Annotated in this window: 18 protein-coding genes; 5 read left to right on the top strand and 13 right to left on the bottom strand. The window is 61.2% G+C overall.

What is annotated here, in order from left to right; translation table 11 throughout:
- Window positions 1-645: porin (locus B3605_RS04085; RefSeq protein WP_296432427.1), on the top strand; the 645-nt coding region annotated here is incomplete at its 5' end.
- A 956-nt stretch (window positions 646-1,601) separates the two neighbouring features.
- Here B3605_RS04085 and B3605_RS04090 read toward each other — a convergent pair.
- Genes B3605_RS04090 through B3605_RS04150 form a run of 13 tightly spaced genes read right to left on the bottom strand, consistent with a single transcriptional unit; the run spans window position 1,602 to window position 16,184 of the window.
- The gene (locus tag B3605_RS04090; protein WP_113009632.1) at window positions 1,602-3,116 is read right to left on the bottom strand and encodes an aldehyde dehydrogenase family protein; all 1,515 of its coding nucleotides are present in this window, start codon (window positions 3,114-3,116) and stop codon (window positions 1,602-1,604) included.
- Entirely contained in the window at window positions 3,113-3,631 is a 519-nt protein-coding gene (locus B3605_RS04095; protein ID WP_112944782.1) for a (2Fe-2S)-binding protein, read from the bottom strand. Before B3605_RS04095 ends, B3605_RS04090 begins: the two co-directional genes overlap by 4 nt.
- Entirely contained in the window at window positions 3,628-6,828 is a 3,201-nt protein-coding gene (locus tag B3605_RS04100) for a molybdopterin cofactor-binding domain-containing protein (RefSeq protein ID WP_409457205.1), read from the bottom strand. The genes B3605_RS04095 and B3605_RS04100 overlap by 4 nt, the downstream gene beginning before the upstream one ends.
- A complete protein-coding gene (locus B3605_RS04105) occupies window positions 6,777-7,646 on the bottom strand; it encodes an aromatic ring-hydroxylating dioxygenase subunit alpha (protein ID WP_112944780.1) in 870 nt (289 codons plus the stop codon). Before B3605_RS04105 ends, B3605_RS04100 begins: the two co-directional genes overlap by 52 nt.
- Window positions 7,647-7,656: 10 nt before the next feature.
- Window positions 7,657-9,039, bottom strand: coding sequence for an amidohydrolase family protein (locus tag B3605_RS04110; protein ID WP_296432434.1), 1,383 nt, complete (start codon window positions 9,037-9,039; stop codon window positions 7,657-7,659).
- A 44-nt stretch (window positions 9,040-9,083) separates the two neighbouring features.
- Window positions 9,084-10,643 carry a GMC family oxidoreductase gene (locus tag B3605_RS04115; protein ID WP_296432435.1) on the bottom strand — a complete coding sequence of 520 codons (1,560 nt, stop codon included), beginning with the start codon at window positions 10,641-10,643 and terminating at the stop codon, window positions 9,084-9,086.
- Window positions 10,644-10,674: 31 nt separating this feature from the next.
- Window positions 10,675-11,283 (bottom strand): thiamine pyrophosphate-dependent enzyme, encoded by a 609-nt coding sequence (locus tag B3605_RS04120; protein WP_112944777.1) that lies wholly within the window; start codon window positions 11,281-11,283, stop codon window positions 10,675-10,677.
- Window positions 11,280-11,864, bottom strand: coding sequence for a thiamine pyrophosphate-binding protein (locus B3605_RS04125; RefSeq protein ID WP_296432437.1), 585 nt, complete (start codon window positions 11,862-11,864; stop codon window positions 11,280-11,282). Before B3605_RS04125 ends, B3605_RS04120 begins: the two co-directional genes overlap by 4 nt.
- Before the next feature lie 9 nt (window positions 11,865-11,873).
- Complete coding sequence (locus B3605_RS04130; RefSeq protein WP_296432439.1) at window positions 11,874-12,803, bottom strand: LysR family transcriptional regulator; 930 nt, start codon at window positions 12,801-12,803, stop codon at window positions 11,874-11,876.
- A complete protein-coding gene (locus tag B3605_RS04135) occupies window positions 12,803-14,605 on the bottom strand; it encodes an adenine deaminase (RefSeq protein ID WP_112944774.1) in 1,803 nt (600 codons plus the stop codon). Before B3605_RS04135 ends, B3605_RS04130 begins: the two co-directional genes overlap by 1 nt.
- Before the next feature lie 19 nt (window positions 14,606-14,624).
- On the bottom strand, window positions 14,625-15,257 hold the full coding sequence (locus tag B3605_RS04140; RefSeq protein WP_112944773.1) for a glutathione S-transferase family protein: 633 nt from the start codon (window positions 15,255-15,257) through the stop codon (window positions 14,625-14,627).
- Entirely contained in the window at window positions 15,257-15,925 is a 669-nt protein-coding gene (locus tag B3605_RS04145; RefSeq protein ID WP_112974173.1) for a Rieske (2Fe-2S) protein, read from the bottom strand. The genes B3605_RS04140 and B3605_RS04145 overlap by 1 nt, the downstream gene beginning before the upstream one ends.
- 13 nt (window positions 15,926-15,938) lie before the next feature.
- Window positions 15,939-16,184, bottom strand: a complete 246-nt coding sequence (locus B3605_RS04150) for a hypothetical protein (protein WP_296432445.1) — start codon at window positions 16,182-16,184, stop codon at window positions 15,939-15,941.
- Window positions 16,185-16,612: 428 nt separating this feature from the next.
- Here B3605_RS04150 and B3605_RS04155 point away from each other — a divergent pair, with 428 nt between their 5' ends.
- The 4 genes from B3605_RS04155 (at window position 16,613) to B3605_RS04170 (ending at window position 21,374) form a co-directional block, all read left to right on the top strand.
- The gene (locus tag B3605_RS04155; RefSeq protein WP_112944770.1) at window positions 16,613-17,734 is read left to right on the top strand and encodes a BMP family ABC transporter substrate-binding protein; all 1,122 of its coding nucleotides are present in this window, start codon (window positions 16,613-16,615) and stop codon (window positions 17,732-17,734) included.
- Between the two features lie 74 nt (window positions 17,735-17,808).
- Entirely contained in the window at window positions 17,809-19,383 is a 1,575-nt protein-coding gene (locus tag B3605_RS04160) for an ABC transporter ATP-binding protein (RefSeq protein WP_112974174.1), read from the top strand.
- Between the two features lies 1 nt (window position 19,384).
- Window positions 19,385-20,428 carry an ABC transporter permease gene (locus B3605_RS04165; RefSeq protein WP_113009636.1) on the top strand — a complete coding sequence of 348 codons (1,044 nt, stop codon included), beginning with the start codon at window positions 19,385-19,387 and terminating at the stop codon, window positions 20,426-20,428.
- A gap of 10 nt (window positions 20,429-20,438) precedes the next feature.
- Entirely contained in the window at window positions 20,439-21,374 is a 936-nt protein-coding gene (locus B3605_RS04170; RefSeq protein WP_113009637.1) for an ABC transporter permease, read from the top strand.
- Window positions 21,375-21,463 lie beyond the last annotated feature (89 nt).

A 21,463-nucleotide genomic window follows, 5' to 3' on the forward strand; every position in this document is an offset into this window, starting at 1 on the left:
GCCTACATCGACATCGCGGGTCTGCGCGCCGGCTTGTTCTATAGTTGGTGGGACGATGACCTGTCTGGCGATACTGACGATATCAAGAGCAAGGTCACTCTCCATAATTCAATCCGCTACCAGTACGAGTCCAGCAACTTCTACACCGGGGTCAGCGTCGACGAACTCGAAGATGGGTATTACAGCGCGGGCGAGGCTCCCAACAACGTCGGCATTGCGTTCGGTGTTGGCGGCAAGGTCGGTGCACTGAGCTACCAGATCACGGGTGGCTACGACACCGATAATGAAGAAGGCGCAATCCGCGCGATGGGTAACGTAGCCATCGGCCCAGGAACGCTCGGCTTCGCCGGGATTTATTCCAGCGCTCCGAATTCGTATTATCAGACGGCCGAATGGATCGCTGCAGTTCAATACGCCATTGCCCCGACCGACAAAGTAAAGATCACTCCAGGGTTCCAGTACTACGGCCACTACGGCATCATCGGTGGTGATTTCAACGACAACAACGATGCGTGGAAGGTTGGCGTCACGCTCGACTATGAACTCGTCGAGAATCTATATGCAAAGGCAACAGTGAACTACCTCTACCAAGATCAGGGCAGCGACGTGACAACGGGTTTCTTCCGGCTTCAGCGCGCATTTTGATGGAATGGCTGAGACCGCGCTGAGGTATTCAGTGCGGTCCCCCTCGTGGCAAGCTTATAGCCACCAACTAATGACCTTGAAAAGCAGTGCCGCGAAATTGCGACGCCGACATCCGAAAGCGCGAGGTCGATCACGAAAGGCGGGTCGCACGGTTCCTGTCAATTGCCAGGTTGCGGCCGTTGACCTAAAGCGCGAGGCGATACTTGATTGTGACAAAACAGTTCCGCGTGTGACGCTGCGCAGTACTTCCTTCATGAGATGCCCCGCCAGTCTGGGCGGCGGTTCCTGGGTGTGAACGCCCGTACTTGGGGTTCACGCCTGATAACGTTGATTGGCATTTGAAGGCGCCATTTGTTAGCTCACGCTCACCGAAGTCGAAGCCAGTGCCCAAACGCGTGCGCGTGAAAGTTCGCCTGATAATGGGTCACCAAGTGGCTCCGACCCATTGCGGAGAAGAGCGTCGCAAAATGATCAGCGAACAGTTCCGCCAGTGGGAGGTGAGACGTCGGTCGATGTCGAACGAATAGCAACGACGGCGAACTAAACTCTCATGCAGCGCGTACCTTTTGAAGATTTGAAATCTACGAACGGCTTATGAGACCGGATTGACCGAGGACGAACGTGATGCGAATCGAACCGACGCTAGCACATTTGACGACAGCTCACTGAAAACACAAGTGGCGCCTGTGCCCGCCTTGCCGACCAACTCAGCGCCGCCATGATGATCTTGGCGGCGAGCGTCGCGAGGACGGCCGGGCGCTTGTCCTCCACGTCTGTCCAGCGGATCGGGCAGACGACCCGGTCGAACGGTTGGGGTGCTCGATCGCGCGCGACAGCCAGTTGCGAAACCGGGTCACTACCCAACCTTCCAGCGATTATACAGTCAGCTCCCAAAACGTGACCGATGCGTCAGCGCGAATTTGATGATCTTCCCCGCGCTCCAATGCTGATAGGCGCTAAATTACCGCGCAGACAGTTTTGAGCTCCAGGTAATTTTCGAGGCCTGGAGCACCATTCTCGTAGCCCCAGCCCGATTGCTTGTGTCCGCCCTTGGGAAGTTCCGGCGAGAAGTAAGAATGGCAGTTGATCCAGACCGTACCGGAACGGACGCGGGCGGAAAGCCGATGCGCGGCGCTGAGGTCCGCTGTCCAGACGCTGGCGGCAAGCCCATAGGGCGAATTGTTGGCGTATCTGATCGCCTCATCGACATCGTCGAACGGCGTGACCGCGACCACCGGCCCGAAGATTTCCTCCTGCATCATGCGCATGTCCTGGCGCACGCCTGTTACGACGGTCGGGCGATAGAAGGTCTGCTCCTCGCCCGCCTGCGCGCCTCCGGCGACAATCTCCACGCCGTCGGTCGCCGCTTCGCTGATGAAACCTGCAACACGATCGGCCTGCTTGCGGTTGACCAGCGGGCCCAGATCGGTCTGGGGATCGAGGCCGTGCCCAAGCCTCAGCTTGTCGGCCTCACGCGCAAGACCTTCCACCAGGCGTTCATAGACGGAGCGATCTGCATAAACCCTAGAGCCGGCGACGCAAACCTGACCGGCATTGGCAAAGATACCTCGCGCGATGCCGGGTATGGCAAGGTCCATATCCGCATCGGGCATGACGATCGCCGGCGACTTCCCGCCAAGCTCGAGTGTCAGCTTCTTGAGATTGCCCCGCGCCGCGCCGACGATCAGCTTGCCGACCTCGGTGGAGCCGGTGAAGGCCACCTTGTCGACGTCAGGATGACCTGTGAGCGCGGCCCCCGCCGTTTCACCAAGGCCGGTCACGATGTTGACAACGCCGGCCGGCAATCCGGCTTCGATCATCAATTCACCGAGCCGGAGGGCCGTCAGCGACGTCTCCTCGGCGGGCTTCAGAACAACTGTGCAACCGGCCGCCAGTGCCGGGGCAAGCTTCATTGCCGCCATCAGCATCGGCGAATTCCATGGCGTGATCGCCGCGACCACACCGATGGGCTCACGCGTCGTATAGGCGAATATCTTTCTGCCGGCAGGTTGGTAACCTATTGATGTCGGGATGGTCTCGCCTAGAATCTTGGTCGCAAATCCGGCAAAATAGCGGAACTGCTCGGCCGACGCCGGGATTTCGCCTAAGCGGCCCGTTTTCAGAGACTTGCCCTGATCAAGCGTTTCCAGTTCGGCAAGTTCGTCCACATGCGCATCGATGAGGTCGGCGATCCGCCACAGCAATTTGCCGCGGGCCGATGGGGTGAGACCGCGCCAGGGATCGCCGTCTAAAGCGCGCCGGGCGGCGGCAACGGCGGCATCGACATCGGTCTCGTTTGCGGCTGCCAATTCCGCCAGCAGGCGGCCGTTGGCAGGGTCGTATGTCGGGAAGGTCCGGCCGGACGTGGCATCGACCCATGAGCCGTCGATCAAAAGCGTCTTGCGAGGTTTGGAGAGGAACGCTCGAGCACCGTGGGTGGACGGTTCGAGGGCGGGAATGGACAAGGTCATGATTGATGATCTCCGATACCTTCGACCGACCGGGCGGCACAAAGTCTGTCTGCGGCATTAAGCGCGCCGCGTATGATGGAATGATAGCCGGTGCAGCGACAGATGTTGCCTTCCAGCGCCGTCAATATCTCCGCCTCTGCCGCCTGCGGGTTTGCGATGAAGAGTGCGGTCAGCGCCATCACGAAACCGGGTGCGCAATAGCCGCATTGAAATGCATTTTCCTCGGCCAGCGCGGCCATGACGATGGTGGCGGTCTCGAGGTCGTGCAGCCCTTCGGGGCTGATAATCTCAGCGCCTTGCAACTGCCAGGCCATGACGATGCAGCCGTTGACAGCTTGCCCGTTCATTAAGAGCGTGCAGGCGCCGCAGCGTCCTATCCCGCAGCCAATCTTGCTGGCTGCCAGGCCGATCTCCTCACGCAGGATATCCGAAAGCCGCATATCGGGCACAACGTCGATAACCTGGTCACGTCCGTTAAGGCGGAACGAAACCGGCGTGGTGAGTACCAAGCTCATTTGCGGTCCCTCATGGCCTCGAGGACTGCCTCGGGCGAGAACGGTATCGTCAACGGCCGAAAGTCGATGGCGTTGGCAACCGCATTGGCGATCGCTGGGCTAATCGCCCCAATGCCCAATTCGCCAGCGCCGCGCGGCCCGAGTTTATCCCCTTCGTCTAGCTCCTCAAGAGCAAAAACCGACATGCTTACCGCCGTGTCACGTATTCCAGGCAGCATATAGGTGTCGAGATTTGTCGTGAGGTAGCGACCGTCGTTGATGATCGCATTCTCTGTCAGGGTGAAGCCCAAGCCCTGAACCGCTCCCCCTTCCATCTGGCCAAGATAGGCCGCGACATCGATGATCGGACCGGCTGCAGTATGCTGGTGGATATCAAGCACGCGAACGGCGCCGGTGATGCGGTTGACAGCGACGCGGGCGAGACAGGCCCCGAAGGAGAAGATGTATCGCGCGTTTCCGGCGGTATAGGCGGTCTTCGGGAAGTCGAACGCCACCGTGGCTTCGGGCAAATCATTCGGTGCGAGCGCGCGCGAGAGATCCCGGTAGCTCAACAGCAAGTCGCCGCCTTTGCTGCTGACATCGCTGAAACCGCCAGCTCCCAGTCTCAGGCTTTCGGCGGGGCGTCCAAGGAGGCCGGATGCGGCGGCCAGCAGGTCGGGAACGAAGCGCTCAGCGGCCGCCCTCGCAACCTGCCAGACGACATAGCCGCCGCGCGATGCCGTGGTAGAGCCTGAATCGGGGGCGAGCTTGGTGTCGCCAATCAACGGTTCCACATCATCGCGGTGGCAGCCAAGCTCGGCGGCGACCGCAGCCTTGATCGAGGTCAGCAACCCCTGCCCCATCTCGTCAAGGCCATAGGCTGCTTCGATCATGCCGATCTCGGTTAATCTCAAGCGCCCGCCCGCCGGGTCTGGTACGACCGAGCCGAGGCCATTGCCCTGATAGTTCAGCGCCATCCCAACGCCTAAGATTTCGTCGGGATCGTCATCTTCGGTCGCTGCGCTCCAGAGCGGGCTTGCGGCCGCGGCCTCAAGCATCTCGGTCAGACGCTCGGAAGGTGCAACCACTTGGCCGAAATAGCCGGGCGTTCCTGGCTGCCGAAGATTTCGCCGGCGGATTTCCAGCGGCGTGAGACCACAGAGCTCGGCCAGAGTATCGATCTGGCATTCGATCGCATAAGTCATCTGATTGGCGCCGAAACCGCGAAAGGCACCGCATAGACCGTTGTTGGTGTAAACCAGCCGGCCGCGTGTCGTGACATTTTCCACGACATAGGGACCAGCCGAATGTTCGAGTGCCGTTTCGAGCACACCTGGTCCAAGCGAGGCGTAGGCACCGGCGTCGGCAAGCACGTCCACATCCTGTGCAAGGAGCCGACCATCGGCGTCGCATCCGGTCCGCATCCGGATCGTCATTGGATGGCGCCTTACGCCGCCGACGACGGATTCGGCGCGCGAAAGCTGGATGCGCACTGGACGGCCCGACTTCACCGCCAGAAGTGCCAGCGCCGGTTGGACCGTCAGCTCGTCCTTGCCGCCGAAGGCGCCACCCGTCGGGCTCGTGACCACGCGGATTCGGTCTTCCGGCATTGCCAGGATACGAGACAACTGCAGTCGGTCGCGGGCGCCATGCTGACCGCCGACGAAGACGGAAAGCATCCCATCGGGCTCCACCTGTGCATAGCCCCCTTCGGTTTCCAAGAAGCCGTGCATCTGGCGCGACGTCACATAGGTGCGCTCAACAATATGGGTGGCTTGCTCGAAGCCAACTGCGATGTCCCCACGGGAAAAATGCAGTATGGTCTGCAGGTTGCCGGCGGCATGCACCTCTGGCGCATCCTCAGCTAAAGCTGCTTGCGGATTGCTGACGGTGGGAAGCAGCTCGTATTCAACCTTGATCAAAGCCAGAGCCGCCTCGGCCGTTTGGGCATCAAGGGCCGCGACGGCGGCAACGATATCGCCTGCGTGACGGACCTTGTCGAAACACAATGCCGGCTGATCTTGCACGACAATACCGAAGGCGTTTTCGCCCTGGATGTCGCGATGGGTGACCACGGCGATGATGCCATCAAGCGCCTCGGCGGCGCTCGTGTCGATGGAGACGATGCGGGCGTGTGGGAGGCCTGCACGTAGGATGCGCCCGACGAGCATATCCGGGGAGCGTTTGTCCGTCAGGTATGGCAGTTGCCCGGACGTTTTTGATTCAACGTCGGGGCGCCGGTGCCAGCGATGTGGCTGTTCGGCCCGGCTAAGAAGGATCTCGCCCGCGATGTGTTTGTCTTTGGTCACGAGGTTGACCGGTGCCCGCGCTTTCGCGGTTGGGCGAAGACCTTGAGTCAAGGCGTTGGCAGCAACCATGCGCCGATAGCGTGCAGATCGAAATGCGTCATCGGGCGCGCAAACCTCTTCGAACAGGTGGGCTTTGAGCTCCTCCCAATCGATGTTGCTCCAGGATGCACCTTCAAGCAGCATCTCGGCCCGACGCAAACGTGCCGGTGGCACGATACCGCCGCCGACGGCAAAGCGCCCCGTGCGCACGTGGTCTCCGTCAAGCTCAATCAGGCCGGCAACGCCGATCATGCTCGGCGTGAACGCGGCCCGCAGTCCTGTCTTGCGCTGGGTCCAGCGACAGTCGGGTGCCATCGACGACAGGCAAATGGCTTCGACAACCTCGTCCTGTCGTATCGGCAGCGACAGCCAGTGTAACAGGTTCTCATGCGCTCTGCCGCCGATCCTTGAGACGTCGAGGGTGGCATCGAGTGCAAGCAATGACGGTAGGAGGCACCCTGCTCTTCCGGTTATATTGCCGCCGACCGTGGCGAGATTGCGGACGCCGGGTGCGGCAAACGTTCGTGCAGCCGCCGCTAGCAACGGCAAGCGGGCATTGATCGTGGCATCCGAGCAAACTGTCGACAAGGGTGTCAGGGCCCCGATGCGGATCATGTCGCCGGAAAGCGAGATGCCCGTGAGGCCTGGTATGTCGCCGAGACTGATCATCGTCGGCGGCTTGGGTAATCCCTTTGCCCATTCCAGCTGCAGGGCGGTTCCTCCGGCGACGAAACGGGCACCCTCGTGTTCGATCACCATCTGCAGCGATTGCCGCAAGGATGTCGGACGAAGCACTGAGAGTTGTCCCGCTATCATGCTCACGGCGCTCCCGCCGTCGTGCCGAAGAGCACGCCCTTTTCCTTCAGCCATCGCCTGTAGGCGACGGAGGAGCTGTCCGCGCGTGTCGGAATTTCCTGTCGTGGCTCAAGCGGGAGAAGCAGGGGCCGCTGATTTTCGACGATGATGCGATCCTGAAGGAAGATGACCTGCTCGAAATTGAGCAGAGCCGTCTGTGTCGAACTGCTGTCGACGAGATACATCACCGGCTGTGCGCGACAGAGGTCTTCTTCGATCGGGTGGATGAAGAGCGCGATTGCATCGAGCCGGTCGGGTGCAGTCGGACATACCCGATAGAGCATGACGACGAAGGGGGTGGGCACGCGATACGTAAGCTGCACGAAACCGCCCTCGCTTTCGGTCGCGGCAATGCGTGGCTGGAAGAAGGTACAGTTGGTTGCCCAGACCTCATCGACATCGCGGCGGATTTCGCTGAGATAACCCGGCACCTCTGTATGCGGCTCGGCCCCCAAAATATCCGCGTGCACAAAGGGGAAGTGCGCCATGTCGAGGAAGTTCTCGACCACCCTCAGCCCGGACGCGCGCATCTTCACCCAGCCGCACGGGACAAAGCGGCGGTCGCTTTCGAAGGCTTCGGTAATGTCGAAGACCTCCTTGTTGGGTTGCCCGAGCGTCGTCCATACGCAACCGTATTTCTCGCGGACCGGAAGTGCTGGACCGGAAGGCCAGCCGCCTTCGATCTCGCGAACAACCACCTCGCACGTTTCTCGGCGGAAGAGTTCAATGTCTTGGCCCAGCAAGCGCGTGCGGATCGGCTCGGTAGTCAGCTCCCTCGATGTTTCGACGGCGTACCATTCGTTCAGTGCTGCACGGTCGGTCGTCTTGGCCACATCAATCCCCTCAGCTCGCCTTCGTCCATTGCGCGGTGCCCTCGCGGTTTTCGGCCGGCCAGGCTGCGCGGCGGGCAAAATGCGGCGGTGCAATGCGGTGGATCTCGGCGATGATCTCCTTGAGATCGCCGGTCTTTAGCTGACCGTCTTCGACGAGGACCTTGCCATCGACCATGGTGAGGCTGACATCGCCGCCACGCACCGCATGGACCAGGTTGTGCTGCAGGTTGAAATACGGTCCTTCGCCGAAAAGCGGCGTCATGCGCGGTGTGTCCGTGCGCACGGCGATCAGGTCGGCGCGCTTGCCCGGCTCAAGCGAGCCTATCTCGTGGTCGAGGCCGATCGCCTTGGCGCCGGTTGTAGTGGCCATGCGAAGCACATCCCAGCTATCCATGGCGGCGGCATCAAGGTCTTTCAACTTGCCGAGCAGGGAAGCAACCTTCATCTCCTCAAACATATCGAAGTTGTTGTTTTCCTTCTCGCCATCTGTGCCGATGCCAACAGGAACGCCCACGGCAAGCATCTCTCCCACGCGGGCAATTCCACTGGCGAGTTTCATGTTGCTGACGGGATTGTGGGCAATCGAGACGTTATACTTCGAGATGAACTCAACCTCGGCGGAATCCAGCCAGACACCATGAGCAATCATCGTGCGCGGCGCCTCGAAGAAGCCGAGATCCGCCAACGCATACATCGGCCGCTTGCCATAGCGCTTGTCAAATTCGGCGAGCTCGATTTCTGCTTCGCTGCAGTGGGTATGGAAACCAGTGTCATGGGTCTTGGCGAGCTGGATTGCGCGCTGCTGGCCCGCGTCGTCGGCATAGAACAGGTGCTCAAGTCCCACCCAGACATTCACGCGGCCATCGGCCTTGCGGTGCCACGTCTCGATCATCGCCTCGTTCGTGTCGAGCGTATCGAAATAGTTATATTCCGGATGTTCGCCAACATAGGGCACCGCCACGAGGCGGTTACCGATTGCGCTCGCCGCCTTGGCGCTGCCCTCCATGAACCGCCACATGTCGACAATGGTCGTCGTGCCGGCGAGGACGGATTCGGCATAGCAGAGCCAGGACGCGGCCTCGGCTTCATGCGGCTGAAGTGCCCGATGCATCGGGTTGATGTGCAGCGTCAGCCAGTCCCACACCGGCAGGTGTTCCGCCGTACCCCTCAGAAAGCCGGAATGCGCATGGGCGTTGACCAGTCCTGGCATGATTGCGGAATTTGCGATTTTCCGGACGGGGACGTCGGGATTAGCCGCGACAAGCTCGCTAAGGGGGGCAACTGCTTCGATGACGCTGCCATCGATTAAAACTGCGCCATCCGACACAACGCGGTTTTCAGCGTCCATCGTCAAAAGGTAGTCGCCGGCGACAATTTGCTTATCCGTGGTCATGCCGTCATCCAGTTCGTTTGGGGTTCACGCAGTGCACGCAAGCTTCAGGCCTCCTCGAGAACGAAGTCGGCGGCGCGTTCGCCGATCATCGTCACCGGGGCATGGGTGTGGCAGGTGGGAATGATCGGGATGACGGAGGCATCGGCGATGCTCAGCCCATCGATGCCGCGCACCCGCAGCCTGCTGTCGACGACGGCGGCCTCACTGCTGCCCATCGCGCAGGTGCCGCTGACATGGAAAAAGCTCGAGCAGGCGTTCCTGATGTAGTCGACGATTTCCGCCCTGGAGAGCCGCCGCGAGGGTGCCGCGTAGCCGCCGAACCAATCGGCATAGGCCCTTGTTGCGGCGAGCTCCGTCATGGTTTCGACAGCGGTTACCAGCGCATCGAGGTCGCCGGGTTCTGCGAGATAGTTTGGCTGGATCTCGACCGCGCCGCCGGGTGCCGCAGACAGCAACCGCATGTAGCCGACGCTTTTCGAGTGCATCAGGCCGCAGCCGATCGAGAACACATCGCCGGAGAGGTCGTAGAGTTCGCGAATGCGCGGTTCGGCGCTATTGCCTTGCACCGGAAAGGCATGCAGGTCCGGCTGGGCCAAAGCTGCAGACGATTTCCAGTTGATGACCGCGCCACCGCCATTGTCGCGCACCGGGCCCAGCGGCTGCTTCGCGTGGAACACGCAGGCCTGGACCAGCGGGTGATCCTGGAGGTTTTGGCCCACGCCAGGGAGAGCAAGACGGACATCGACGCCAAGCCGTTTCAGCTCCTTGGGGTCGCCGATGCCGGACATCATCAGGAGCCGCGGTGTATCGATCGCGCCAAGCGCCAGGATGACATGCGTAGTGGCCCTCACCTCCCGCACCTCTCCCGCGTGGAGGTATTTGACCGACACGCAGCCATTTTCGACGCCGAGACAGATCGCCAGCGCATCGGTCAGGATCGTCAGACGTTCATTTTCGAAGATCGGCCAGAGGTAGCCTCTCGCCGAACTCCAGCGTTCGCCCGCCGACATGTTGAGGTTGGAGAGCGCCGCTCCTTCGTTGGACGGACCATTGGGGTCGTCGATGACGGGGATGCCGAGTTCCGCGGAGCCACCGAGCATGGCTTCGGCGACGGGATGAGGCGCCTTGCTGCGCTCGATGCGAAGAGGGCCGTCGGCGCCGCGCAGTTCGGTTGCTCCGCCTTCCCAGTCTTCGGCACGCTTGAAATAGGGCAGGACGTCCTTAAACGACCAGCCTTGTGCTCCGGCCGCTTCCCATCCGTCGTAGTCGCGCGGGTCTCCACGATACCACATCATTGCATTGATGCTGCTCGAACCACCAAGCACCTTGCCGCGCGGAATGCCTATGGTCCGGCTATTGACGCGCGGGTTCGGTGCGTAGTCGTATCCCCAGTCATAGCTGCTGCGCCCGAGCGGCACCCAAGAGGCGGGATTGTTGATCTCGGCAATGCCGATGCCGGGGCCGCCTGCTTCGATCAGCAAAACAGTTGCATCACTGCCATCGATCAGCCGCCGCGCAACCGCGCAACCACCCGAGCCGGCGCCGATGACGATATAGTCGTAGGCTGCGGCAATGGGCTTTGTCGGTATGGTCGGTGCGGGCATTGGACGCGGCAATCCTTATCTTCGCTGTGCCTCAGTTGTGTTCGCTGGGACCCATGATGACTATGCCTTCGGTCGCCTCGACATGGCGCACGAAGATGTATTTGTCTTCGCGGCCGTCGCTGTGCTTGCGCTTGATGTCCGGCTGAACGCTGCCGGACACCTTGGCAACGACGACATAGGGAACCTCCGCCTTCAAACCCGCTTGGCAATGCGTCTCGAATTCCTCCAACGAGCGGGCGGTATGGGCTTGTTCGACCCCTGCCCCGCGCGCGATGGCGGCAATATCGACGCGACCGGACGCCGTGTGGGTTGGTGGTCCGCCGATGGACTGGTAGCACTCGTTGTCCCAGACGACGACGAAGAGGTTCTTCGGCTGCTCGTTGCCGAGCGTGGCCAGGATGCCGAGATTGAACATCATGCCGCCATCGGTATCGAGGGAGACGATGCGGCGATGCGGCAGACCGGCTGCCAGGCCAAAGGCCTGCGGCGTGACACAGCCGAGCTGCTGCTGGAACAAACTTGCCTCGCGCATATGCGGCGCGGCGTTGTACCATTCGTCGACGCTGGCGCCGAGCGAGAGGATGACCAGTTCGTCCTTGAGCCGGGCCGAGAGGATCGTCATACAATCGAAGCGCTTCATCGAACGATCTCCCCGCCCAGAGCCACGGCCGAATGGTAGTAGGCGGCGTAGGACCATTCATACGCGTCGGCGATCGCCCGCTCGATGCGTTCTTCCTCGCGCACCACCTGATACGGAATGCGTAGCGCGTTGAGCACCGGCTCCATGGTGATGCCGTGAGGAATGGCCCACCAGTTGTTTTCACCCATCTCGCCGCGATAGCTCATCAGCATGACGACAGGGATGCCGGCGCCAAGGCCCATGCGGGCAAGCGGCTCGACCGACGCCCGCAGGCCGGAGTTCTCCATGATCAGCGCGGCCCTCTTTCCAGACAGGAACACACCGCCACAGATCGCCGCGCCCTCGCCCTCGTTGGTGACCCGGATGGTGCGAATATCAGGATCGGCGTCGAGCGCTGGATACAATTCCTTGAAAAGGGAATCGGGAAGGTAACAAACGATGCTCACGCCGGCCTTCTTCAGGCTTCGGATGACGGCATCAACTGCGGATTTTTTCATGGTGCGTCCTCTTTTCATGGGGAAGGTCGCAAACTGAAGATGTTCCGAATAGTCTGTAATTTCTGATCCAAGTGGTGCGTTCAACGCAACAACTTATATCCCTCGCTCGCCCAAGCGCTCGATCGCCTGCGACAGCAGCTTGCCGAGAGCGGAGGCCGCGTCGGACATCTCTTTTTCCGAGCGCGACAACAGCATCAGTTTTCGTGGGCTGAGCTTGGGATCGCGCAGCGGTATGAATGTCAGCGATCCGTCCAAGATCTCCTGCTCGATGCCGACACGTGTCTGCAACACCGTGCCGAGATTGCGCTTCGCCAGATCCACCATCAGCCCGATCGAGTTCGTGTGGCTGCGTTGCGTGATGTCGACCAGCGAGCGGCTGAAGGCTTCTTCGAGCCAGGCGCCAAGCGTCAGGCTGGAATCCGACAGGATGACGCGTTCGCCGGCAAGATCGAACAGCCGCAGCTCCGTCTTCTCGGCAAACCGACTTTCCGGCAAAGCGAGAACACCGAGCGGCAATGAGACCGCTGCAATCCGTCGAACGTTGCGTGGCACCTTGATGTCGAACATGACGGCAAGGTCGCACTCACCCTCGGCCACCGCGTTGACGGCCTGTTGGGAGCCCATGACGCGGACATCTACGGTCACACCAGGGTGGCGCTGCCAGAATTCCTGGAGCGCTTCCGGTATCAGTCCGCGCGAGACGCTTTCGATCACGGCGACAGAGACGGTTCCGCGATGCAGGCCATGCAGATCGGTGATCTCGCTGCAGGCGCGATTCAGCTCGGAGAGGCTGAGACGGGCGCGGTAGAGCATGAGCTCGCCGGCACTCGTCAACTTGAGGCGTCGGCGCACGCGCTCGAACAGGGATGTTCCAAGTTCGTCCTCCAACTGCCGCAGAATGCGGCTGACGGAGGACGGAGCGACGTTAAGAGCCTGGGATGCCTGACGGATCGAACCAAGCCTTGCAACCAGCTGAAAATAGTGGATGCGGGTGGCAACAAGGCCCAATCGGTATGGATCCATTATATCGTCTCGAAGAGTGGCTGTATTGCCATTTCGGGCACCAGTACGAGGCCCTTGTCGGTAATGCGAATCTCGGGGATGACCGACAGGGGGATTAAGTTGAAGCCCATATAGGCGATGGTGCACTCCGCCTTTTCCCATTCGATCTTGAGCGCTTTGACCTCTTCTGCGACTTCGTGCACGCGCTTGTCTGAGAGCAGTCCTGCAATCGGCAAAGGCACCATGGCGGTGACCTTGCCGTCCATGACGACGCAGACGCCGCCCTGTTTTTCCTCGATCGCCTGTAGGGCGACCTGCATGTCTGTCTCGTTGGTGCCCGCCACGATGATGTTATGGCTGTCGTGTCCGACGGACGAGGCGACCGCGCCCCTCTTGAGTCCGAAACTGTGCAGCAGACCGTGAGCGACGTTGCCTTGGGATTTGCCGTGGCGCTCGACGACGGTGACGAAGCAGAGGCCGTGACGATCGAAATGGGTTTGCCAGTCATTGGCAGGTTCCAGCGTCACCTTAAAATGGCCAAGCGTGATACCGGGCAGTTCGGTCTTGATGGTGTGGGCGATGACCAGTTCGGTCGGCAGGTCGGGGGTCAGCTTGAGATTTTTCGGCAGTTTGACCGTGTGATAAGCAGCATCGGGATAGCGATAGGGCTTGGACAGCGCCTCCTCAAGAACGGGTGTCACCTTGCGGTCTTCGACGACCAGTTCGCCGCCGTACCATGTGTTTACAGGCTTCAGGTCGTCGGTGAGCAGGACAAGATCGGCGCGCCGACCACCGCCAAGGCCGCCGATGTCGTTTTCCATGCCGAAGCGCGTTGCGCCATGCAGTGAGCCCATCGCCCAAGCCTGTTCCGGCGTCATGCCCGCCTTGACGGCTTCGCGCGTCACCCAGTCGAGGCCAAAGAGCAGCAGATCGTCGGCATCCCGGTCGTCGGTGCAGACCGCGATCCGCTTGTGCGAAGCGCCAAGCTCGGTGATCGTCTTGATGGCATGCGGCAAGCTGTGCCACGGCGTCGTCGGCGGGCCACCGCGCAGAAACAGCCAGATGCCGGCCTCCAGCAGGTCGTCTGCAATGTCGCGATCGATCGCCTCGTGTGTGTCCGTCACACCGGCTGCTGCATAGGCCGACACGAATTCGCGACCGTAGACGTGGCCGGAGACCGGCCGGCCGCGCTGCAGTGCCGCGGCCAGGATCGCATGGCTGCGCTCGTCGCCCATAGCGACCTGCACGAAATCCATCTTCTCGCCGAGCGCGACGGCTTCCGGCCATCTGTCAAAGAGGGCAGCGATCTTGTCGGGCGTCAGATCGCCGCCAGCGGTCTCAAGCTGCGGGGACGTCGCCGGCACAGTGCTCGGGACCGTGAGGAAAATCGACAAGGGCGCATGGCGCGCGTCTTCCAGCATCGCCTCAACGCCGGCGACATCCATGACGTTGCCGATCTCGTGGCTGTCGCAGAAGATCGTGGTTGTGCCGTTGAGAAGTGCTGCTTCCGCGTAAGCGCAGGCAGTCACCATGCTGGATTCGATATGGATATGCGGATCGACCAGCCCCGGCGCGATAATGCCACCCCGCGCGTCATAAAGCTTGGCCAACCCGCCGTGATAGGTGCCCGAGGGCTTCACCGCCGCGATGCGGCCATTCGAGACCCAGATTTCCTTGTCGCCGAGGATGCGCTCGGAGTAGGTCGACAGGACGCGCGCCCCCTGGATTACAAGGTCCGGATCGGACCTCCTGGAGGCGACGTCCGCCAGGGTGCGCGTCAGTGTTGAAAGCGGCTTCACGGAGAAGCGGGTCAAAGGGCTCATGAAAACTCCGATCTGAAACTCAGTGGTAGTCGGGAATGCCCGGCATCGTGTGGAAGCCCTTCAGGGCACGGAAACGGCGAAGCCAACGGCGAAGCGCCGGATATTCGTCGTGTTCGACGCCATAGTCGCGACTGAGTGCGAAGGAGGGAAAGAGCGCCAGATCCGCGAGTGTCGGGCCATCACCGACGAACCACTCCTTGCCGTCGAAGTGACGTGCGGTCATGTGGTCGTCCATGATGCGAAACGCCTTGCGCGCGGCGCTCCGCAAAGCGGCTGCATCGCCCGGCGTGTCGAAGAGCGACTGCAGTCTGGCTTCGACGGCAGGTGCAATGGCCGTCTCGCTGAAGCCGAGCCATTGCGCCACCGCCCCAAAGGACGCAGGTTTTTCAGGCAGCCATTTGCCGGCGGGATCATAAGCCTTGGCAAGGTAAAGCAGGATTGACGCGGTGCCATGCAGCACGAGGTCGCCGTCGCGCACGACGGGGAGCGTACCTAGCGGGTTCAGCGCCAGCATCGCCGGCTTTCTCTGCTCCGCGCCCGGGAACATGTCGACTGCAATTGTCGTCCACTCGAGGCCCAGCATCGAAAGCGCAAGGCGCGCACGATAGCTCTGTTCGTCGAGTTCGTAATTGTAGAGCGTGATATCAGACATCAGGCGACCTCCGCCACGCGTTGCGCGGCCTCGATCTCGAACCTCAGTCCCCCAGCCCATTGCGCATAATGCTTCTGCTTCGCACCGCCATAAACCGCGATAGAGCCGCAAAGGACGATGTGAACGGCTGTCTTGGCCCCGGTCGTTGCCTGAAATGCGACAAACAGGACGTCGTCGCCATGGACGACTTTGCCGGCATTGGTGCCGAGGCCTGTCATTCCGGCGGCATTGAACGCAGCGAAGACCTCATCGATCGGCCGGTCGACATAAAGGCTGCGCACCGGCGTGATCTCCGTCGGGTCGGCATCCGGGATTGCCGCATCCTCTAACGTCGTCGTCCAGATGATGCCGTACTTCTCTTCGACCCGGTAGATCGGAACCTTGATCGTCTGCGGAACGTCGAGCGTGGGGTGCGCCGGGATGTAGCGGCACTGTCCTGCCGTATCGTACTGCCAGCCGTGATAGAGGCAGGCGATGTGATCGCCGCGTACGAACCCGAAGCTGAGGCGCATGCCGCGATGCGGACAACGGTCCTCCCAGGCATGTGCATTGCCGCTGTTGTCGCGCCAGACGACGATTTCGCTGCCCTCGATAGTCGTGCCCGCCGATGTCCCGGCTTCGATCGACGACGACAGCCCGACCGGCACCCATCCCTCACTCAGTTTCATAGTCCGCTCCTGTTCACGCGGTTGCGCGCTCGATATCGAGGATGATGCAATCATAAGGGCCGAGGCTGCAGGCCATTTCGAACGCGTCGAGCAGATCTTCCTGTCCCTTGACCGAAAGCGTGGCCGACGCCGTGTCGCAAGCGCCGATGCTGATCTCCAGATCCAGTCGTTGGGCGCGGTGAAGCGCGAACTCGGTGAAGCTCTCACACACCATCTGTCCCCGGAAGGTAAAATGTGCGCCTTGAATTATACCGGACATTGCTCGCCTATCGTCTGCACTCTGCCTCAACCTGCGCTCAAAATTGGAGCGTAATGCATAAAAAATAATCATGCTTTACTTTTGGGCATTTTAGGCATTGTCTGGAACGAAATTCAAGCCACTTTCCGTTGCGCCTTGTTGCCTTTTGCGCATCGGGGTCATCAGAAAATTCGCACTATTCGGAACATTGACGATTTGCCAGTCTCGCTTGGTCCCGTTGTTTCCGGCCCGTAATTGCCGCGCGCAGAGGACAATAAGCGACGTCGACATCCAGGCAGCCACCGCAGCCGAGAGCAGCTGAGAGGACACCTTGCGGACGTACCAGCTGCCGTGTGGCAACTGGCATAATTGTTGCGTCGAGAACAGCAGGACCGAACGGTCACATATCAAAAACGCGGCCAACCGCGTAAAAACCAGAAGGGGATCCCATGATTGACTTGCGTACGCTTTCCCGCCGCGGATTTCTGAACATGAGTGCCGTTGGTGCAGCGGCATTGTTGCTCCCGGCTGGCCTCGCCCGCCAGGCTCTAGCCGCCTCGCCGTTGCCTGCGATCAAGGAAGAAGACGCCGTCATCGGCTTCGGGCATGTCGGGCCGATCTCCGACGAGGGCTGGACGTGGGCACACCACCAGGGCCTGCTGGCCGTAAAGGAAGCCTATCCGAAGCTCAAGAAGATCCTCGAAGTCGAAAACATCCCCTACTCGGCTGACGCGACGCGCACCTATCGCCAGTTCGTCTCCGAAGGCGCGAACATGATCTTCGACACCTCGTCGAACGGCGACTTCCTACATGAGGTGGTCAAGCGCGCGACCGATGTCGCTTTCATGGAATGCAACGGCCACGTCACGATGGACAATCTCGGCTGGTACTACCTGGCCCATTGGTATCCGACCTATGTGCTCGGTGTTGCCGCGGGCCATCTATCGAAGACCGGCAAACTCGGCTACGTCGCTTCCTTCCCAGTTGCCTCGGTCTACGCCTCGACCAACGCCTTCCTGATGGGCGCACGCACCGTCAACCCGAATGCAACGGTGCAGACGATCGTCATCAATTCCTGGTTCGATCCGCAGGCGGCAACGCAGGCCGGTACGGCGCTGATCGACAATGGCTGCGACTTCCTCTTCGGCATCATGGACGAAGCGGGCTACCTGCAGGTTGCAGAAAGGCGCGGCGTCTGGGCGGCCATGTGGAATACCGACATCCGTCGCTACGGCCCGAACTCCTACGTTTCGTCGATCTTGATCGATTTCACCAAGTTCTATGTCGATCAGGTCGGCAAGCGTCTTGCCGGCACCTGGGCGCCGAGCGAGCAGCTGTTTGCGATGGGCGCCGGCGTTGATCGTGACAAGTGGGGCGAGAAGGTTCCGGCAGATGTTGCCGCAGCGGCCGATGCCGTCCGCGAGAAGATCATGGGCGGCTGGTCGCCTTTCACCGGCGAATTAAAGGATTCCACCGGCAAAGTGCGCGTTGCCGCCGGACAGACGATGACCGAGCTCGAACTCTACAACTGGGATTGGTCGGTCGAGGGTGTTACCGGCCTTACCTCCTGATCCGGCCTACCAAGCCAAGAGCCCGGCCACTATAGCCGGCCGGGCTCCCCGCCTTCAAGCTCCGGTGCCATTCCATGATCGAAAATGCGACCCATTACACGCCGCCTGCAGGAGCTCCGCCGCTCGTCCAGCTGAAGGGCATCGCGAAATACTTTCCAGGCGTCATTGCCAACGAGAACGTCGATCTGGAGGTGATGCCGGGTGAAATCCATGCGCTGCTTGGCGAAAATGGTGCCGGCAAGTCGACGCTGATGAACATCCTGACCGGCATCTACCAGCCGGACGCCGGCGAGATCATCATCGAAGGTTACGCCAAGGAATTCGCGACGCCGCTGCAGGCAATCGCCTCAGGCATCGGCATGGTGCACCAGCATTTTAAGCTGGTCCAGGCCTTCACGGTTGCCGAGAACATCCATCTCGGCTGGTCGCAAACGCCGCGTCGCGCCTCCGCGCAGGTACTGGAAGAGCGCACCGCCGTCTTGGCCGAGAAATTCAATCTAAAGACCCTTCCAGGCGCCCGCGTAAGCGATCTTTCGACCGGCGAACAGCAGCGCGTCGAGATCCTGCGTGTACTTGCCAGACAGGCACGCGTCCTTATCCTTGACGAGCCGACAGCCGTTTTGACGCCTCCCGAGGCGCGCGAACTGTTCAAGGCGCTGCGCGAATTCGTGGCCGCCGGCAATGCCGTCATCTTCATCAGCCACAAGCTGGATGAAGTGTTGGAGATTTCTGACCGCATCAGCATTCTGCGCGGCGGCCGCAAGATCGCCACCGAAAACACGGCCGATTGCAATCCGCGCATGCTTGCCAAGCTCATGGTTGGCCGTGACATCGTGCTGGCCGACATGCGACAGCGCCCGGAAGGCGCGGCCCCGATATCGGCACAGCCTGTGCTATCACTCGAAAATGTCTCGGCGATCGGTGACGGCGGCAATGAAGCACTGCACGGCATCTCGCTCGACGTCCGGGCCGGCGAGATCGTTGGCGTTGCGGGTGTCGCCGGCAACGGTCAGCGCGAGCTCAGCCAAGTCCTGACCGGCATTCGCCCGGTGAGTGCCGGCCGCATCCTGATTGCCGGCAGACCGGTGGACAAGAGCAACGCCGCAGCCTTTGCCGAAAGCGGCATCGGTCATATTCCGGAAGACCGCCTGCACAGCGGCCTCGCACCGGCGCTGAGCATCACCGTCAATGCCGTGATGCGCGAATACAAGAAGCCGCCGGTCTCGTCGGGCGGAAGCTACAAACCGGGTGCTGCAACCGCACTTGCCAAGGAGATCGCCTCGGCCGCCGAGGTTTCCATTCCGGACTTTGCAATGCCGATCCGCAATCTGTCTGGTGGCAACCAGCAGCGCCTTGTCGCTCGGCGCGAGATGCGCATTGCCGACAAGGTCCTGATCGCTGCTTATCCGAGCCGTGGCCTCGATGTCGGCGCCATCAACACGATGCTGCGCTACATCGTCGAGCTGCGCGATGCAGGCGCCGGCATCATTCTGATCTCCGAGGAACTCGAAGAACTGCTCAACCTCTCCGACCGCATTGCCGTGCTTTATGAAGGGAAGATCATGGGGATCGTCGACAACGACAAGACCGACATCGACGAAATCGGCCTGCTAATGGGTGGGCGTACCCAGGCCCGTGAGGTCGCATAGCATGGCAGGTTCCCTTCGCCTGCAGCGCCTGCCATCCGCCTCGCCCGGCATCGCGCTGGCTGCCCGCGCCACCGCCATCGTTCTGGCGCTCGTCTTTGCAGGCATCATTCTGGCGATGACCGGCGCCAATCCGATCGAACTTGCGTCCGAGGTCGTCGACGCCAGTTTTGGCTCTAGCTTCGGCATGGAGGACCTGGGTGTTCTCGTTATTCCGCTGATCCTGACCGGCCTGTCGGTCGCAGTCGCCCAGCAGATCGGTGCATGGAACATTGGCGCGGAAGGGCAGTTCTATGCCGGTGCCTTCGCGGCCGCCGCCGTTGGCCTCTTCGTGCCGGGACCGCCGGCACTCATTCTTGTGCTGATGTTCATCGCCGGCCTGGTTGGCGGCGCGGCCTGGATCCTCGTGCCGACGCTTGCGCGCGCCTATGCCAACGTCAACGAGCTGATCACCACGTTGCTGTTGAACTTCGTGGCGATTCTGCTCGTCTATTTCGTCTCCACCAACGCCTGGCGCGACAAGATGGCGAATTCGGCAACGCCGCGCCTTTCCGCCGAAATTCCGGAGTTCTGGGGTTCGATCCATTGGGGTCTGCCGATCGCAATTCTTGTGGCTTTGCTTGTCGCCGGCCTGCTTGCCTTCTCCCGCTGGGGCTATGAGGTGAGGCTTGTCGGTTCCAATCCCTCGGCTGCCAAATACGCTGGCATGCCTGTGCGTCGCCACCTGATCACCGTTATGCTGCTATCTGGCGCAATTGCCGGTCTTGCCGGCATGCTGGAGATTGCCGGCACAGTGCACCGCCTGCAGGGCGGCATCTCCAACAACTACGGTTACCTTGGTATCATGGTGGCTGTTCTCGCCAGAAGCTCCGCTGTCGGCGTTATCTTCTCGGCGGCCCTCATGGCCTTTATCCTGAACTCCGGCATCATCCTGCAAACACAGGGCCTGACCACATCGACGGTTCTGGCGATCACCGGCCTAATTCTGTTTCTGACGGCAATTGGCGACGAGCTCGCCCATTACCGCATCGCGCGTGACAAGGCTTGAGGAGAGCGACATGGATCTTTTGACAGGCCTCTTCACCACGGCCTTCCTGGCAGGGGGTGTGCTGGCGCTTGCAGCGCTTGGCGAGGTTCTTGCCGAACGTGTCGGCGTCGTTAACCTAGGCGTTGAAGGCCTGATGGCGATGGGCGCACTGACCGCGATCGCAACGGTTGCGGCGATACCGTCGCCCATGATCGGCTTCCTCGCTGCTCTTGCGGTCGGCGCCTTGTTCGGCGCGCTGTTTGCGTTCGCGACCGTCATCTTGCGCGCCAATCAGGTGCTTTGCGGTCTGGCGCTGACGTTGATGGGCAGCGGCATCGCGTCCACCATCGGCCGCGCCTACTCCGGGATGCCGGCTCGCGCAACGTTCGCGCCGATTGAGTTGCCGATCCTGAGCAAGATCCCGGTCATCGGCCCGGCCTTTTTCTCGCAGAGTATCCTGCTTTATCTGATCTTTATAATCCTGCCGGTCGGCCTAAGCTATCTCATGTTCCGCACCCGCCATGGTCTCAATCTGCGTGCCGTGGGCGAAAACCCGGCTGCTGCCGATGCCGCGGGCATCCCGGTCAATCTCATCCGCTTCGCCTATGTGACTGCCGGCTCCGCGCTGGCAGCGGGCGCCGGTGCCTACCTGACGCTCACCTTCGTGCCGTCGTGGTCCGATGGTGTCGTCGCGGGGCGCGGCTGGATCGCCGTTGCGCTCGTCATCTTCGCCGGATACCGGCCGATCCCGGCCGTGCTTTCAGGCCTGCTTTTCGGCTTCATCACCGCACTCGGCTTCGTCGGGCAAGCCCGCGGCTGGCCGGTCGCGCCGGCCTTCCTATCGATGCTGCCCTATCTCGGCACCATGGCCTTCATCATCGTGCCCGTCCTTGCCTGGCAACGCATGCGTCGGATCATGGCCGCTCCGTCGGCGATCGGCATACCCTACTACCGTGACGTCCGATAATCCTCGATGCGTCGCTGTTCGGCCGGCAAGGTTCGGCCGGCAAGTCATTGCCGATAGACTAATGAACTGCGAAAGATGATATCCATCGC

It is taken from the genome of Rhizobium sp. UBA1881, assembly GCF_002338015.1.
In the GTDB taxonomy this organism is placed as follows: domain Bacteria; phylum Pseudomonadota; class Alphaproteobacteria; order Rhizobiales; family Rhizobiaceae; genus Rhizobium.

What these genes read in the sequence shown, in the direction of transcription:
- B3605_RS04160 (WP_112974174.1), top strand. Translation starts at nt 17,809, where the DNA reads ATGATCGAAAATGCGACCCATTACACGCCGCCTGCAGGAGCTCCGCCG.
- B3605_RS04165 (WP_113009636.1), top strand. Translation starts at nt 19,385, where the DNA reads ATGGCAGGTTCCCTTCGCCTGCAGCGCCTGCCATCCGCCTCGCCCGGC.
- B3605_RS04155 (WP_112944770.1), top strand. Translation starts at nt 16,613, where the DNA reads ATGATTGACTTGCGTACGCTTTCCCGCCGCGGATTTCTGAACATGAGT.
- B3605_RS04130 (WP_296432439.1), bottom strand. Translation starts at nt 12,803, where the DNA reads ATGGATCCATACCGATTGGGCCTTGTTGCCACCCGCATCCACTATTTT.
- B3605_RS04120 (WP_112944777.1), bottom strand. Translation starts at nt 11,283, where the DNA reads ATGAAGCGCTTCGATTGTATGACGATCCTCTCGGCCCGGCTCAAGGAC.
- B3605_RS04145 (WP_112974173.1), bottom strand. Translation starts at nt 15,925, where the DNA reads ATGAAACTGAGTGAGGGATGGGTGCCGGTCGGGCTGTCGTCGTCGATC.
- B3605_RS04100 (WP_409457205.1), bottom strand. Translation starts at nt 6,828, where the DNA reads ATGGCTGAAGGAAAAGGGCGTGCTCTTCGGCACGACGGCGGGAGCGCC.
- B3605_RS04150 (WP_296432445.1), bottom strand. Translation starts at nt 16,184, where the DNA reads ATGTCCGGTATAATTCAAGGCGCACATTTTACCTTCCGGGGACAGATG.
- B3605_RS04095 (WP_112944782.1), bottom strand. Translation starts at nt 3,631, where the DNA reads ATGAGCTTGGTACTCACCACGCCGGTTTCGTTCCGCCTTAACGGACGT.
- B3605_RS04115 (WP_296432435.1), bottom strand. Translation starts at nt 10,643, where the DNA reads ATGCCCGCACCGACCATACCGACAAAGCCCATTGCCGCAGCCTACGAC.
- B3605_RS04140 (WP_112944773.1), bottom strand. Translation starts at nt 15,257, where the DNA reads ATGTCTGATATCACGCTCTACAATTACGAACTCGACGAACAGAGCTAT.
- B3605_RS04090 (WP_113009632.1), bottom strand. Translation starts at nt 3,116, where the DNA reads ATGACCTTGTCCATTCCCGCCCTCGAACCGTCCACCCACGGTGCTCGA.
- B3605_RS04170 (WP_113009637.1), top strand. Translation starts at nt 20,439, where the DNA reads ATGGATCTTTTGACAGGCCTCTTCACCACGGCCTTCCTGGCAGGGGGT.
- B3605_RS04110 (WP_296432434.1), bottom strand. Translation starts at nt 9,039, where the DNA reads ATGACCACGGATAAGCAAATTGTCGCCGGCGACTACCTTTTGACGATG.
- B3605_RS04135 (WP_112944774.1), bottom strand. Translation starts at nt 14,605, where the DNA reads ATGAGCCCTTTGACCCGCTTCTCCGTGAAGCCGCTTTCAACACTGACG.